Source organism: Geodermatophilus sp. SYSU D01119 (genome assembly GCF_054049975.1).
In genome coordinates, this window is the sequence record NZ_JBJGYL010000025.1 from 1 (window position 1) to 14,066 (window position 14,066).

The window sequence follows — 14,066 nt, forward strand, 5'->3', positions numbered from 1 at the left end:
GGGCGTCGAGCTGGGCGAGCAGCTCGCGCAGGTGGGCGGCGGTGATCGGCTGCCCGTTCACCTCGCCCGGTTCGGTGGTCTGGCCGGTGAGCGCGGCGAGGGTGGCGATGATCTGCAGGTGTGCGGTGACCGCCGGCCGGTCCGGGTCGCCGGGCCGCAGGATGAGGGCGGCGTGGACCTCGGTGCGGATCTCGCTGATGGGCCGGGGGTCGCCGGCGTCCTTGGCCAGCCGCGCCAGCCGTTCGATGACCTCCATGCAGGCGGCGGCGACCTCCGCGGGGTGCTCGGCGGTCATCGTCGCCATGCCGTCCTGCGCGGAGGGGACGACGCGGACGTCGGCGGTCTGCTTCGCGTCGTCCTTCTTGCGCTCCACGGCGTCGGGGTCGAGGTCCAGCAGCAGCTCCGTCGCCCGTCGGCGCAGGGTGCGCGTCGTCCAGCCGGTGGCGTGCGGCAGCAGGCGGGCCTCGACCTGTCGGGCCAGTACGGGGTTGGTCCACTGCAGCACGTCGACCAGCACCATCGCCCGGCGCTCGTCCAGCTCCCCGGCGGCCAGCGCGGCCCAGGTGGCGGGCAGGCTCTCCCGGTAGGTCCACGCCCGCTTCGCCAGCGTGGCGGCGGTGGGCCGGCCGACGTTGAGGACCACTGCCAGCTCGGCGGTGAAGAACTCCGACACCCCGGGCAGCTCGGGATCCGGCGCCCACGACCCCGACCGCGCACCCGGGCTGCCGGGCGGCGGGTCGAGGTCGGCGGGGCGGGTCTGGGCCAGCCGCAGCACCAGCTCCGCCTCGTAGGCGGCGTCCATCGCCTTGCGCGCCTGCACCCGCGCCAGCTCCGCGGCGGCCTGGGCGTCGGAGAGCACCGCCACCGGCAACCGCCCGATCCGCACCGGCCGCTCGATCAGCAGCCCGGCCAGGCCGCGCTCGACCGGCGACACGTGTTCCGCGCCCGCCGACATGACCCCAACCTAGAGCCGGGGTACGACAGGAACGGCAAGTCAACAGGGGGTCGGACGGGGCATCCTGCTCCGGTGGACCTCTCCGGCAGCGCTCCGGTCACCCGCCGCAAGGACGGCCGGGAGTGGCGGATCGGCACGGACTCGGACGTCGCCTGGATCCGTGAGGCGACGCCGATCGGCCGGACCATCACGTCGGCCGTCCCGCCGGTCTTCGAGGCGTACGCGACCGTCGTCGTCCCGGACAAGGGGCAGGGCCGGGAGGAGGACGTCGCCCTCCTGCTGCGCCTGCTGGCCGCACGGTCGCCGGGTCCGTGGTGGCTGGGCTACCTCGACACCGGCGCGGATGACGTGGTCTTCCCCGACGCGCCCCGGGTGGGCCTCTACTCCTCCTGGCCCTACGTCCTCGTGCACGCCGGCCCGGCCCAGGCGGCCGCGTGGCGCCGCGACCTGTGGTCCTGGCGCGCGCCCGGCCCCGACCTGGTCTTCCCGGCCGACCGCTCGTGGGTCCTGTCGTGGCTGTGGGACGACGACTGGCGCTGCCTGGGCGGACCGGCCGAGCTCGTGGACCGCGTCCTCGCAGAGCCGGCACTCGAGGCGCGGTGCGTCACCCCCGACGAGGACGCCACACCACCCGGCCACGTGGCCCGGTGACCTCCCGGCCTCAGGCGGCCAGCGGCTCCGACGGCTCGTCGGCGGGAGCCGCGGCGGGCGCCCGCCGGTGCGACAGCCGCAGCCCGACCGCGGCGCCCACCGCCAGCAGGACCACCACCGCGCCGTAGACCTCCGCGGTCGCCCGCAGGCCCACCGAGCCGGACACGATCCCGGCGACGATCGCCGGGATGCTGAAGGCCAGGTAGCCGACGACGAAGACGCTGGACAGCAGGCCCGCGCGGTGGCCGGGCGCGACGCCGGCGGTCACCGTGGCCACCGCGCCGAGGAAGGTGGCGCCGAAGCCCAGGCCGGCGACCGTCGAGGAGACGAAGAACAGCCACAGCGCGCCCGTGGCCAGCGCGAGGAGCAGCCCGCCGACCGCGACGGCGAACAGCAGGCAGCCCCCGCCCATCGCCCGGCGTGGCGCCAGGTCGCGGGCGAGCACGCCGCCGACCGCGGCCGCGCCCTGCATGCAGAGGATGAGCAGGCTGCCGGCGAGGTGGCCGCTCGCGCCGAAGACGCCGGCGGTCAGCGACGGGCCGAGGGAGAGCACCAGCCCGCCCATCGCCCACAGCGCCACCAGGGCGGGCACCGCGACGGCGAACGCCCGACGCTGCGGGCGCGGCACCTCCACCCGCGGGCGCAGCGAGGCGAGCGCGCCGGGCACCCGCGGCGAGGTCTCCGGCAGCAGCCAGGCCAGGCCGGCGCCGAGCACGAAGACCACGGTCAGCACCCCGAACACCCACGGCGTCGGCTCGGCCAGGCCCTCGATGGCCAGCCCCGCGCCCATCGCGCCGAGCGCCAGCCCGAGGCCGGGGGAGACGCTGTTGAGCAGCGCGCCGAGCGGCCGGGCCGAGGGCCGCTGCAGGTCCAGCAGCGTCGCGCCGAGCGCCCCGGTCAGCGCCCCGGTCGACAGGCCCTGCAGCGTGCGCGCGGTCAGCAGCCAGCCGACGCCGTCGGCCGCGAGGAACACCGCCATCGCGGCCGCCTGCAGCAGCAGGCCGGCGGCGAGCACCGGCCGCCGTCCCACGTGGTCGGACAGGCTCCCGACGACGAGCAGCGCGGCGAGCAGCGCGAACGCGTAGATGCCGAACACCAGCGTGAGCAGGCCGGCGCCGAAGCCGAACTCCTCCTGGTAGACGCGGTAGAGCGGGGACGGGACGCCCGAGGCGGCCAGCACCGCCACGAGCAGCCCGGCCACCGACCAGAAGGCGGCGGGACGCGGCAGGTGGGGCACGACGGTTGCCAAGGCCATCGACCCTCCCGGCATTCCCGTCAGCCGGGGTAGCGGCGCGAGGTGTACACCTGCCCGGACGGCGTCACCCGCGTCTGGGACGAGCCGACGATGACCAGGCAGCGCATGTCGACCGTCTCCGGGTCGAGCTCGCCGAGCGTCGTCACCGTGACCCGCTCCTCCGGCCCGCCGACGTCGCGGCCGACCACCACCACGGTCTCCGGGTCGCGCACCTCGAGCAGCGTCTCCCGGGCCTTGCCGAGCTGGTCGGGGCGCGCCTTCGACCGCGGGTTGTAGACCGCGATCACCAGATCCGCCGCGGCGGCCGCGCGCAGCCGGTCGAGGACGACGTCGAGGGGCTTGAGGACGTCGGAGAGGCTGACGACGGCGAAGTCGTGGCCCAGCGGCGCCCCCACGCGCGAGGCCACCGCCTGCGCGGCGGTCAGCCCGGGCAGCACCCGCACCCGGACCCCGGCGTGCTCGGGCTGCGCCGCCACCTCCAGCACCGCGGCGGCCATGGCGAACACGCCCGGGTCGCCGCTGGAGACCACGGCCACCCGGCGGCCGGCGCGGGCCAGCTCGAGCGCGTGCGCGGCCCGCTGCGCCTCGACCCGGTTGTCGCTGGCGTGGCGCACCTGCCGCGGGTTGGCCGGCACGCGGTCGAGGTAGGGGCCGTAGCCGACCAGGTCGTCGGCGGCGGCGACCGCGTCGGCGGCCTCCGGCGTCGTCCAGCCGCGGGCGCCCGGCCCCAGGCCCACGACGACCACCTCGCCGGCGCGCACGGCGTCGTCGTCCGCGTCGTCGTCCGGGGCGGCCGGGGCGTTGCCGGGCCCGGTGAGCGGGCTGGGCAGCAGGGCGAGGGAGAAGTAGGGGACCGTCCCCGGGTCGACGTCGGCCAGCGGCATCGTGCGCTGCCGGTCGGTGGTGGCCCGCTCGACGTAGACCGCCCGGTCGAGCACGCCCGCGGCCTCGAACGCCTCGCGCACCTGGCCGAACGTGCGGCCGAGCTTCATCACCGCGGCGGAGTCGGTGGTGGCCAGCCACTCGGCCAGCTCGTCGGCGGGCAGCGTGCCGGGCAGCACGGTGAGCACCTCGTCGCGCTCGACCAGCGGCCGCCCGACGACCGCGGCGGCGCCGCTGACGCTGGTCACGCCCGGCACCACCTCGGTCGGGTACCGGTGCGCGAGCCGCTTGTGCATGTGCATGTAGGAGCCGTAGAAGAACGGGTCGCCCTCGGCGAGCACGACGACGTCGCGCCCGGCGTCGAGGTGGGCGGCCAGCCGGGCGGCGGCGGCCTCGTAGAACTCGTCGATCGCGCCCTGGTAACCGCCGGGGTGGTCGGTGCCCTCGGTGGTCACCGGGTAGACCAGCAGCTCCTCGACCTGCCCCGCGCGCAGGTAGGGCTCGGCGAGCGCGCGGGCCACCGAGCGGCCGTGCCGGGCGGCGTGGAAGGCGACGACGTCGGCCGCGCCGATCAGCCGGGCCGCCTTGACGGTGACCAGTTCGGGGTCGCCGGGGCCGAGCCCGACGCCGTACAGGCGCCCCGTCACTCGACGTCGCTCGCGATCGCGTTGACCGCGGCGGCGGTCATGGCGCTGCCGCCGCGCCGGCCCCGTACGACGAGCGAGGGCAGGTCGGAGGCGGCCAGCGCCTCCTTGGACTCCGCGGCGCCGATGAAGCCGACCGGGACGCCGAGGACGGCGGCCGGGCGGGGCGCGCCGGCGGCGACCATCTCCAGCAGGTGGAACAGCGCGGTGGGCGCGTTGCCGATGGCGACGACGGCGCCGTCGAGCCGGTCGCGCCACAGCTCCAGCGCCGCCGCGGTGCGGGTGGTGCCGAGGTCGGCGGCCAGCGCCGGCACCCGCGGGTCGTTCAGGGTGCAGACGACGTCGTTGTCCTTCGGCAGGCGCCGCCGGGTGACGCCGGAGGCCACCATCTGCGCGTCGCACAGCACCGGCGCGCCGGCGTCGAGGGCCGCGCGGGCGCCGGCCACCACGCCGTCGCTGGCGAGCACGTCGGCCACGAGATCGACCTGGCCGCAGGCGTGGATCATGCGCACGACCACCCGGGCGAGGTCCTCCGGCAGGCCGGTCAGGTCCGCCTCGGCGCGGATGGTCGCGAACGACTGCCGGTAGATCTCGGCGCCGTCCTTCTCGTACTCGTACATCGGGCAGGAGGCTACGTCGCGCGCCGGCCGGGTAGCCGGGGGCATGGCGGGTAGCCCGGGGGCATGGCCCTCCCCCGACTGCTCGTCCTCGTGCTCGCCGGTGGCGCCGGCGGCCGCCTGCAGCTGCTGACCGAGCACCGCGCCAAGCCCGCCGTCCCGTTCGCGGGCGTCTACCGGCTCATCGACTTCCCGCTGAGCAACTGCCAGCACTCGGGCATCCCCGACGTCTGGGTGTCCATCCAGCAGCACCCGACGTCGCTGGCCGACCACCTCGCCAACGGCCGGCCCTGGGACCTCGACCGCACCACCGGCGGGCTGATGACGCTGCCGCCGTTCCAGGGCACCGAGCGCGGGGGCTGGAACACCGGGACGGCGAACTCGCTGTGGCGGCAGGCCGAGCTGATCCGGGCCTTCGGCGCCGACGCGCTCGTCGTCGTCAGCGCCGACGCCGTCTACGAGCTGGACTACCGCGAGGTCGCCGAGGCGCACCTGCAGTCGGGCGCGGAGGTGACGATGGTGACCACCGAGGTCGCCGCCGACGACGCCGCGCGCTACGGGATCGTCGAGGTCGACGGCGAGCGGGTCACCGGCTACGCCTACAAGCCCGACGAGCCGGCCACCACCACCGCCACCAACGAGGTCTTCGTCTTCGACCCGGGCCCGACCCTCGACCGGCTCGAGCAGCTGCAGTCCGAGGTCGGCGAGGAGGGGCTCGAGGACCTCGGCACCCACCTGCTCCCGGCGCAGACCCGCGACGGCGGCGCGCGGGCGTACCCGCTGCGCGGCTACTGGCGCGACGTCGGCACGGTGGACTCGTACTGGTCGGCGCACCAGGAGTTCCTCACCGACGAGCCGCCGATCGACCTCGACGCCCCGCGCTGGCCGATCCACACCCGCGGCGGCCGGCACAGCGCCGCACGGGTCCTCGACGACGGCCAGATCGAGAACAGCCTGCTGTCCGGCGGCACCCGGATCTCGGGCGACGTGCGCGGCTCGGTGCTCTCACCGGGCGTCGTGGTCGAGGCCGGCGCGACCGTCGTCGACTCGGTGCTGCTGCCCGGCGCGCGCGTGCGCTCGGGCGCCACGGTGACCCGCTCGGTGGTCGACGACGGGGTCGTCGTCGGCGGCGGCGCCACGGTGGGCGGCGACGGCGGGATCACGCTGCTCGGCCGCCGGGTCGAGGTGCCCGAGGGCGTGGAGGTCCCGGCCGGCGCCCGTTACCCCGACCCGGACGAGGACTGAGGAGCCTTCGTAGCGCTATCGGCCCCTCAGCCGACGCGGTAGCCCTCCGGGGTCGCGACGACGTCGAGCACCTCGCCGCGCGGCCGGCCGCAGCGTCGCTCGCAGCCGGCCCAGTGCACGCGGACGTCGCCGGGCACCGTCCCGGCGGCGACCGCGGCCGCGGCGTCGGCGCGCACGTCGGCGAGCGACCGCGCGCAGCCGGGCCGGCCGGCGCAGGCGGTCACCCGCGCCCACGGGCTCTCGGCGTCGAAGACCATCCCGGTGCGGAACAGGTCGACGGCGGCGTCGTCCACCCGGTCCTCGGCGAGGTCGGGCACGACGACGCTGCGCCACGGGGTCAGCTGCACCTCGTCGGTCAGCGAGGCCAGCAGCTCCGCCTGGTCCGCGGACAGCAGGCCGAGCGGGACGGCGCCGATGAGCGCGGTGCGCCCGTCGGCCTGGGTCTCCGCGCCGACCGGCCCGGTCTCCGGCGCGGCGGGGACGGCGACCGGCGCGACCCGCGGCCCGGGCAGCCGGGCGGCCACCCGGGCCGGGCCGTCGTCGAGCTCGGCCAGCCGCCAGGCGGTGCCGCCCTGCGCCGCGCGCTCGGCGAGGAGGGCGCGGGTGGCGGTCAGCAGCAGGCCCACGGCGTCGTCCGGGCGGGCGCGCAGCCCGCTGTCGGCGCCGCCGAGCAGCAGGGCGACCCCGCCGTCCGGGAGCGCCAGCAGGCCGACGTCGCCACCGAGGCCGCTGACGTCGCCGCGGCCGTCGTCCAGGGTGGCCAGGTACCGGCCGGGCAGGTCCGCCAGCGACGGGTCGGCCCGGAGCCCGTCGTCGAGGGCGGCCACCCACAGCCGGGCGTCGAGCAGCCCGCCGGCGCGGCCGGTGAGCACGCTGGCCAGCACGTTGCGCACCCGCTCGTGCGTCTCGCTCGGCAGCAGGCCCGCGGCGGCGAGCGACTCGCCCAGCCGGGGGACGTCGGCCGGGGCCAGGCCGCGCAGCTGCAGGTTGCCGCGGCTGGTCATCTCCAGCGCGCCGGAGCCGAGGCCGCGGGCGGCGGCGGCGAGGGCGCGCAGCTGCGCAGCGGTCAGCAGGCCGCCGGGGACGCGCACGCGGGCGAGTTCGCCGTCGGCGGCGGGGTGCGTCTGGAGCGCGCCGGGGCAGGCGTCGGCGCGGGAGCGGGGGGTCGTCGTCGGGGAGGACATCGCGCCCGCGAGGCTACGTCGCGCGCGGGTCAGGACGCCCCGAGCGCCTCCCCGGCGAGCTCGGCGGCGACCGGGTGCCCGAACAGCCCCGGCAGCCCGCCGGTGTGCACGAACACCGTCGGCTCGCCGGGCCGGACCGAGCCGTCGGCCACCGCGGCGGCCAGCCCCGCCAGTGCCTTCGCGGTGTAGACGGGGTCGAGCAGCAGGCCCTCGGTGCGGGCGGCGGTGCGCAGCGCCCGGACGGCGGCGTCGGTGCGGGCGCCGTAGCCGTCGCCCACCTGGTCCCGGCGCAGGCGCAGCCCGTCCGGGGACGCGCCGAGCGCCGTCACCAGGCCGGCCACCCGCTCGGCCGGGTCGGGCACCGCGCCGACGTCGACGCCGAGCACGCGGTCCGCGCCGAGCCCGGCGACCAGGCCGGCCATCGTGCCGCCCGACCCGACGGCCACCACCACGTGCCGGGCGCCGGGCGCCTGCTCCTCGAGCTCCGCGGCGCAGGCGAGGTAGCCGCGGGCGCCGGTGGCCGACGAGCCGCCGAGCGGGAGGACGGCGGGCACCTCGCCGTCGGCCCGCAGCTCCTCGGCCACCGCCGCCACCCGCTCCTCCACGCCGGCGGGGTCCGGCACCACGACGACGCGGGCGCCGAGCGCCGCGTCGAGCGCGAGGTTCCCCGGCCGCTGCGCCGACGGGGCGCCGCCGAGCACGAGCACCGACCGCAGGCCGAGCCGGGCGGCGGCCCCGGCGGTCATCCGGGCGTGGTTGCTCTGCACGCCGCCCGAGGTGACCAGGACGGTGGCGCCCGCGGCCAGCGCCTCGGCGGCGAGGTGCTCGAGCTTGCGCACCTTGTTGCCGCCGCCGAGGTCGGTGAGGTCGTCGCGCTTGACGACGAGGTCGCCGGTCCCGAGACCCAGCGCCGCGGACAGCCGCGGCGCCGGGTGCAGGGGGGTGGGCCAGGACGAGAGGGGGACCGTCACGCGGGCATCGTGCCGGTCCCCGCGGGGTCAGGCGTCGCGGCGGGCGCGGTCGAAGGACATCCAGACCTCGCGGCGCTCCCTGCGGGTCTGCACCTTGGCCATCGCGTCGACCCGGCGGCGCTGCTCGAAGGAGGCGACGTGCTGGACGACGGCGACCTCGGCCTCGCGCATGGCCCGCTCGGCGGCGAACTCGGCCGGCGTCGAGGGGTACTCGTCGGGCGAGACCGGCGACACGTCGTCGTTTCGCTCGCGGGCGTAGGGGCTGTCGGGCGGCAGGTTGCCGCTGACCCGGCCGTAGGCACCGACGAACAGCAGCACGAGCCCGGCGACGACGGAGAAGCCGACGTTGCTCAGGCCGAAGGCCAGGACGTTGAGCTGGGTGTTGAGCACGGCCAGGTTGGCCAGCGCCGACACCAGGAACAGCACGCCGATGACGATCATCACCGTCGAGGCGGTGCGCGGGCTGCGGAACGCGGAGAAGACCAGCACCGCGGCGGTGACCAGCGAGATCGTCGACAGCAGGCCGTTGGAGGACAGCCCCAGGATCCGCTCGCCGTCGGTGGAGAAGAAGTCCAGGCCGTTGGCGAGCCCGAGGACGCCGAAGACGGCGATGACGCCGGCGACGACGAACGCGCCGGTGCGGTGCACCACGAGGACGCGATTGCCGGGTTCCTCCGGGGCGCGCGGCGGGGTCTGCGGGCGCGTGCTCGCCGATGCGCGGTCGGCGGTCCGGTGGCGGTGCAGCGACAGGGCCATGGTCGTGCTCCCTCGGGGTGGAGGACTGCTGACACCGGTTGTTCCCAACCGGATGGCGCCTGGATGCAGTTGGTTCCGTCCTTCCTCGTCCGTTCGTCCGCCGGGCGTGTCGCGGTCCCGGGAAGAGCGGAGGGCCCCGCGCCGTTCCGTCGGCGTGACCCAGCCGTTCGAGACCGACCTGCACTCCGACTACCTGCGCGCCGACCTGTTCTTCTCGATGGGACAGCCGGTCGAGGCCGCGCGGATCCTGGAGCCGCTCGTGGCGGCCGAGCCGGGCAACGAGGCGGCGCTGGAGCTCCTGGCGCGCAGCTACTTCGGCTCGGCGCAGCTGCAGCGGGCCGAGGACGCGCTGCACCGGCTGGTCGAGCTGGCCCCCGCCAACGGGTGGGCCCGCCGCGCGCTGGCCCGCACCCTCGAGCGGCAGAGCCGCGGCGACGAGGCCGTGCCGCACCACCGGATGGCCGACGCCCTCGGCGCCGCCTGACCGTCCTCACCGGACCGGCGCCCGACCGTCCTTGCCGTTCCGGCGAAACAGGTTGACCTGAAGTCGACCTGAGGTCCTAGCGTCGCCGCGTGAGCATGGAGATGACGGCGTGGTCGGCGCTCTCGCGGGCGTCCCACGCGCGGTCCGACCGGCGGGCGATCAGCCGGGCGACCCTGCGGCGCGTGCTGACCCACGCCCGGCCGCACCGCGCGCGGATCACCGCCTACGTGGCGGTCGGCGTCGTCGAGGCGGTGCTCGCCATCGCCACGCCGCTGCTGGCCGGGCGGGTGGTCGACGCGATCGTCGACGGCGGCGACACCGGCACCGTCGTCCGGCTGGCCCTGCTCATCGCCGTCCTCGCCCTGGCGGGGACGGCGCTGGGCCTGCTGGGCCGGTGGCTGTCGGCGACGCTCGGCGAGGGGCTGATCCTCGACCTGCGCACCACCGTCTTCGACCACGTGCAGCGGATGCCGGTGGCCTTCTTCACCCGCACGCGCACCGGCGCGCTGGTGTCCCGGCTCGACAACGACGTGCTCGGGGCCCAGCGCGCCTTCAGCGACACCCTGTCCGGGATCGTCAGCAACACCGTGACGCTGCTGCTCGCGCTCGTCGCGATGCTCACGCTGTCGTGGCAGGTCACGGTGCCGGCGCTGCTCCTGCTGCCGGTGTTCCTGCTGCCCGCGCGACGCATCGGCCGGCAGCTGGCCGACCTGCGCCGGGTGGCCGCCGAGGCCAACGCGGCCATGACCGGCCAGACGACGGAGCGCTTCTCCGCGCCCGGCGCCACGCTGGTCAAGCTGTACGGCCGGCCCGCGGCGGAGTCGGCGCGGTTCGCCGCGCGGGCCCGGGCGGTGCGCGACGTCGGCGTCCGGACGGCGATGGTGCAGTGGGCGTTCATCAGCGCGCTGACGCTGGTGTCGGCGCTCGCGCTCGCGCTGGTCTACGGCGTCGGGGGCGCCTCCGCGCTGCGCGGCGACCTCGACCCGGGCGCCGTCGTCGCGCTGGCGCTGCTGCTCACCCGGCTCTACGCGCCGCTGACCGCGCTGGCCAGCGCGCGGGTCGACGTCGCCTCGGCGCTGGTCAGCTTCGAGCGGGTGTTCGAGGTGCTCGACCTGGTCCCGCTGGTGCGCGAGCGGCCCGGCGCGGTCGCCGTCCCCGACGGACCGGTCGCGGTGGAGCTCGACGGCGTCACCTTCGCCTACCCGGCCGCCGACCGCGTCTCGCTGGCCTCGCTGGAGGACGTCGCCCGGCTCGACGGCCGCGGCGGCGTCGACGTGCTGCACGACGTCTCGTTCACCGTGCGGCCGGGCGAGGTGCTGGCGATCGTCGGGTCCTCCGGCGCCGGCAAGTCCACGATCGCCTCGCTGTTGCCGCGGTTGTACGACGTCGACGCGGGCGCCGTGCGGCTCGGCGGGGTCGACGTGCGCGACCTGACCGCCGACTCGATCCGCGCCACGATCGGCCTGGTCACCCAGGACGGGCACCTGTTCCACGAGTCGCTGCGGGACAACCTGCGGCTCGCCGCCCCTGACGCGACCGATGCCGAGCTCCTCGACGCCCTCGACCGGGCGCGGCTGGGTGACCTGGTGCGGGCGCTGCCCGAGGGCCTGGACACCGTCGTCGGCGAGCGCGGCTACCGCTTCTCCGGCGGCGAGCGGCAGCGGCTGACCATCGCCCGGCTGCTGCTCGCCCGCCCGCGGGTGGTGCTGCTCGACGAGGCGACGGCGCACCTCGACGCCACCAGCGAGGCGGCCGTTCAGGAGGCGCTGGACGAGGCGCTGGAGGGCCGGACGGCGATCGTCATCGCCCACCGCCTGTCCACCGTGCGCGCCGCCGACCAGATCCTCGTGCTCGAGCGCGGCCGGGTGGTGGAGCGCGGCCGGCACGAGGAACTGCTCGCCCTCGGCGGCCGCTACGCCGAGCTGTACCGCACCCAGTTCGGGCAGCCGGTGCCCGCCTGACCGCTCAGCCCGCGGGGGACAGCCGCACCACGGCGATCCGGCGGGACACCCTCGCCTGGTAGCCGTCGTACCCGTCGAACCGGGCGCTCAGCGCGGCCCAGAGCCGGGGGCGGTCGGCGTCGTCGACCTCGCTCGCGGTGACCGCCCAGCGCCGGCCGCGCACCTCGACCTCCCCGCGCGGGTCGGCCTGCAGGTTGCGCCACCACTGCGGCTCGGCGTCGATGCCGCCGTTGGACGCGGCGACGACGACGTCCTCCCCGTCGCGCACGTGCAGCAGCGGGGTGGTGCGCGGCTGCCCGGACACGCGGCCGCGGCAGGTCACCAGGACGACGTCGCCGCCGCGGAACCGGTTGCCGAGGCGGCCGCCGGTGCGGCGCAGCAGCGCGGTGTGCAGCGCGGCGACCCGGCGGGACACGACCGTCAGGGCGCGGTCGCCGGCCGACAGGGTGGCGGTCACCGGGCGGTCCCGAAGGTCCGGGCGTCGGCGCGGGCGGCGCGGCGGCCGAGGAACCGGGCGACGGCGAGCATCGCCGGGTGCGGCACGGGCAGCCGGTCGACCACCTCGTCGGGGATCGCCGACACGGTCCAGCCCAGCGCGCCGAGCATCTCGTGCGCGCGGTACTCCTCCGAGAACACCTCGCGCTCGAGCCGGTCCCAGTCCTCGGGGGTGAGGTGCCGCTGCACCTGCTCCATGCCGTCGCCCTCCTCGTGCGCGAGGTGGGCGGCCAGCCCGTCGCGGAGGGCGACCGCCTGGGCGGCGAGCTCGGCGCGGGTGGCGGCGTCCCCGTGGCCGGCGGCCAGCTCCCGCAGGCCCGCGGCGACGGCGGCCAGTGCCGGGTCGATGCCCGCGTGCTCGGCCTCCAGGGCGTCGAGCACGGCCGGGTCGGCACCCCGCTCGGCGAGCAGCGGCCACAGCCCGGCGTCCTCGCCGGAGTGGTGGGCGTGCAGGTAGCGGGCGAAGCGCGCGAAGCGGCGGGACAGCCTCCGCCAGCGGGCCCGGTCGGACACCGGGACCGTCGGGACGACCGCGGCGAACGCCTCGAGGTCGCGCCGGAAGCCGCGGTGCATGACGAACATGCCCACGAGGTCGATGGGGCCGTCGGGGGCCGCGGCCTGGCCCTCGAGACGGATCTGCACGGGGTGTGTGGTGGTCACCGGTCGTCCTTTCACTTGAGTCGCGGTCAGACGAACAGCGGAACGGTATGGTGAACCGGTGACCGAGGGCAAGAGGGTCTACCGCTCCGATCTTCGGCAGGAGCAGGCGCGGCGCACCCGTGTGCAGGTGCTGGAGGCGGCCACCCGCTGCTTCCTCGAGCGGGGCTACGCGGCCACGACCATGCGGGAGGTCGCCGAGGCGGCCGGGGTCTCGGTGCCCACGGTCTTCGCCCAGGGCGGGAAGGCCGCGCTGCTGCTGGCCTGCGTCGACCGGGCGCTGGTCGGCAGCGACGAGGAGCGGGCGGTCCGCGAGCTCGGCCCGTTCGCCGACCTGCTGGCCGCCCCCGACCGGGCCGGGCGGCTGGCCGCCCTGCACCGGCTGGCCTCGGAGACCGCGGCCGGCACGCTCGCCGTGCAGGACGCCTTCGCGGCGGCGGCCGCGGCCGACCCCGAGGTGGCCGGGCCCTACGCCGAGTACGAGCGGCGGCGGCGCGCCGACATGACCGTGCTGGTGCGGGCCCTCGCCGACGACCTGCGCGAGGACCTCGACCTGGAGTCCGCCGTCGACGTCTTCTGGTCGGTCTTCTCCCCGCAGACCCAGTCCCGGCTCATCCGCGGTTGCGGCTGGCCGCCGCAGCGCTACGCCGACTGGCTCCCCGGCGCGGTCGAGCGGCTGCTGCTGCGCTGACCGCGTCGTCCCCGCGTCGTCCCCGCGTCGTCCCCGCGTCGTCCCCGGCTGGCAGGGTGCCGCCCGTGCCCACGCTCGACGAGGTGACCGCCGCCGTCCGCGCCGCCTGGTGCCGGGAGACCTGCGACCCGGCCGACCTGGCCGACTGGACGCCGGTGAACCCCGCGCGCGGGCAGTGCGGCCCCACCGCCCTGCTGGTGCACGACCTGTTCGGCGGGGAGCTGCTGCTGGCCGAGGTGTTGCACCCCGACGGCTCGCGGCAGGGCGTGCACTGGTGGAACCGGCTGCCCGACGGGCGGGAGGTCGACCTCACGCTGGAGCAGTTCACGGCCACCGAGACGGTCCAGCCGCCGCGCGTCGTCGCCCGGCCGCCCGGGCTGCCCCGCTACGCCGCCGACCAGTACCTGCGGCTGCGCGCGGCGGTGCTCACGCGGCTGGGCGAGGTGCCCGGCTAGAGGTGCCGGGCGCCCGGCGGGGCGGGCGGTACGGTCGGCTCGTTCACGGCAGTGCGTGCAGGAAGCCGGTGGGAGACCGGCGCGGTCCCGCCACTGTGACCCCGGGCGACCGGGGGAGCCAGACACTCCGGCTGCCGTGCCCGACGACCCGGGGCGCGGACCC

The 14,066-nt window shown here is 76.9% G+C and carries 15 protein-coding genes and 1 riboswitch; of the genes, 6 read left to right on the plus strand and 9 right to left on the minus strand.

The window, feature by feature from the left end:
• Positions 1-955, minus strand: a 955-nt coding sequence (locus ACI79X_RS17755) for a DUF222 domain-containing protein (RefSeq protein ID WP_457026739.1), incomplete at its 3' end; no start/stop codon positions are given.
• Positions 956-1,027: 72 nt separating this feature from the next.
• Here ACI79X_RS17755 and ACI79X_RS17760 point away from each other — a divergent pair.
• On the plus strand, positions 1,028-1,606 hold the full coding sequence (locus ACI79X_RS17760; protein WP_457026740.1) for a hypothetical protein: 579 nt from the start codon (positions 1,028-1,030) through the stop codon (positions 1,604-1,606).
• Positions 1,607-1,616: 10 nt separating this feature from the next.
• Here ACI79X_RS17760 and ACI79X_RS17765 read toward each other — a convergent pair whose 3' ends face one another.
• From ACI79X_RS17765 to ACI79X_RS17775, 3 genes are read right to left on the minus strand one after another with little or no spacing between them, the layout of a single operon-like run.
• Positions 1,617-2,861, minus strand: a complete 1,245-nt coding sequence (locus ACI79X_RS17765) for an MFS transporter (protein ID WP_457026741.1) — start codon at positions 2,859-2,861, stop codon at positions 1,617-1,619.
• 20 nt (positions 2,862-2,881) lie between these two features.
• The gene (locus ACI79X_RS17770; protein WP_457026742.1) at positions 2,882-4,390 is read right to left on the minus strand and encodes a precorrin-2 C(20)-methyltransferase; all 1,509 of its coding nucleotides are present in this window, start codon (positions 4,388-4,390) and stop codon (positions 2,882-2,884) included.
• Positions 4,387-5,007, minus strand: coding sequence for a precorrin-8X methylmutase (locus ACI79X_RS17775; protein ID WP_457026743.1), 621 nt, complete (start codon positions 5,005-5,007; stop codon positions 4,387-4,389). Before ACI79X_RS17775 ends, ACI79X_RS17770 begins: the two co-directional genes overlap by 4 nt.
• 63 nt (positions 5,008-5,070) lie before the next feature.
• Between ACI79X_RS17775 and ACI79X_RS17780 the strand changes: the two genes are divergently transcribed.
• Entirely contained in the window at positions 5,071-6,249 is a 1,179-nt protein-coding gene (locus tag ACI79X_RS17780) for a glucose-1-phosphate adenylyltransferase family protein (protein WP_457026744.1), read from the plus strand.
• 26 nt (positions 6,250-6,275) lie between these two features.
• On the opposite strand, the gene cobG is transcribed toward ACI79X_RS17780, so the two are convergent.
• The 3 genes from cobG to ACI79X_RS17795 are packed head-to-tail and all read right to left on the minus strand — an operon-like array spanning position 6,276 to position 9,160.
• The gene (gene cobG, locus ACI79X_RS17785) at positions 6,276-7,433 is read right to left on the minus strand and encodes a precorrin-3B synthase (RefSeq protein ID WP_457026745.1); all 1,158 of its coding nucleotides are present in this window, start codon (positions 7,431-7,433) and stop codon (positions 6,276-6,278) included.
• A 29-nt stretch (positions 7,434-7,462) separates the two neighbouring features.
• Complete coding sequence (locus ACI79X_RS17790; protein WP_457026746.1) at positions 7,463-8,404, minus strand: pyridoxal-phosphate dependent enzyme; 942 nt, start codon at positions 8,402-8,404, stop codon at positions 7,463-7,465.
• Positions 8,405-8,431: 27 nt separating this feature from the next.
• Entirely contained in the window at positions 8,432-9,160 is a 729-nt protein-coding gene (locus tag ACI79X_RS17795) for a DUF4383 domain-containing protein (RefSeq protein WP_457026747.1), read from the minus strand.
• A gap of 154 nt (positions 9,161-9,314) precedes the next feature.
• Here ACI79X_RS17795 and ACI79X_RS17800 point away from each other — a divergent pair, with 154 nt between their 5' ends.
• Together ACI79X_RS17800 and ACI79X_RS17805 are read left to right on the plus strand one after the other, a co-directional pair.
• A complete protein-coding gene (locus ACI79X_RS17800; RefSeq protein ID WP_457026748.1) occupies positions 9,315-9,644 on the plus strand; it encodes a tetratricopeptide repeat protein in 330 nt (109 codons plus the stop codon).
• A 95-nt stretch (positions 9,645-9,739) separates the two neighbouring features.
• The gene (locus tag ACI79X_RS17805; protein ID WP_457026818.1) at positions 9,740-11,605 is read left to right on the plus strand and encodes an ABC transporter ATP-binding protein; all 1,866 of its coding nucleotides are present in this window, start codon (positions 9,740-9,742) and stop codon (positions 11,603-11,605) included.
• 4 nt (positions 11,606-11,609) lie between these two features.
• Here ACI79X_RS17805 and ACI79X_RS17810 read toward each other — a convergent pair whose 3' ends face one another.
• Together ACI79X_RS17810 and ACI79X_RS17815 are read right to left on the minus strand one after the other, a co-directional pair.
• Positions 11,610-12,062, minus strand: coding sequence for a nitroreductase family deazaflavin-dependent oxidoreductase (locus ACI79X_RS17810; protein ID WP_457026749.1), 453 nt, complete (start codon positions 12,060-12,062; stop codon positions 11,610-11,612).
• Positions 12,059-12,760, minus strand: coding sequence for a hemerythrin domain-containing protein (locus ACI79X_RS17815; RefSeq protein WP_457026750.1), 702 nt, complete (start codon positions 12,758-12,760; stop codon positions 12,059-12,061). The genes ACI79X_RS17810 and ACI79X_RS17815 overlap by 4 nt, the downstream gene beginning before the upstream one ends.
• Before the next feature lie 58 nt (positions 12,761-12,818).
• Between ACI79X_RS17815 and ACI79X_RS17820 the strand changes: the two genes are divergently transcribed.
• Positions 12,819-13,448: a TetR/AcrR family transcriptional regulator gene (locus tag ACI79X_RS17820; protein ID WP_457026751.1), complete on the plus strand. Its 630-nt coding sequence runs from the start codon at positions 12,819-12,821 to the stop codon at positions 13,446-13,448.
• A 65-nt stretch (positions 13,449-13,513) separates the two neighbouring features.
• Positions 13,514-13,903 carry a YunG family protein gene (locus ACI79X_RS17825; protein WP_457026752.1) on the plus strand — a complete coding sequence of 130 codons (390 nt, stop codon included), beginning with the start codon at positions 13,514-13,516 and terminating at the stop codon, positions 13,901-13,903.
• Between the two features lie 59 nt (positions 13,904-13,962).
• Positions 13,963-14,030, plus strand: a riboswitch (cobalamin riboswitch).
• Positions 14,031-14,066: the final 36 nt, after the last annotated feature.

Coding starts and splice junctions, on each gene's coding strand:
- ACI79X_RS17780 (WP_457026744.1), top strand. CDS start 5,071: ATGGCCCTCCCCCGACTGCTCGTCCTCGTGCTCGCCGGTGGCGCCGGC.
- ACI79X_RS17775 (WP_457026743.1), bottom strand. CDS start 5,007: ATGTACGAGTACGAGAAGGACGGCGCCGAGATCTACCGGCAGTCGTTC.
- ACI79X_RS17795 (WP_457026747.1), bottom strand. CDS start 9,160: ATGGCCCTGTCGCTGCACCGCCACCGGACCGCCGACCGCGCATCGGCG.
- ACI79X_RS17805 (WP_457026818.1), top strand. CDS start 9,740: ATGGAGATGACGGCGTGGTCGGCGCTCTCGCGGGCGTCCCACGCGCGG.
- ACI79X_RS17765 (WP_457026741.1), bottom strand. CDS start 2,861: ATGGCCTTGGCAACCGTCGTGCCCCACCTGCCGCGTCCCGCCGCCTTC.
- cobG (WP_457026745.1), bottom strand. CDS start 7,433: ATGTCCTCCCCGACGACGACCCCCCGCTCCCGCGCCGACGCCTGCCCC.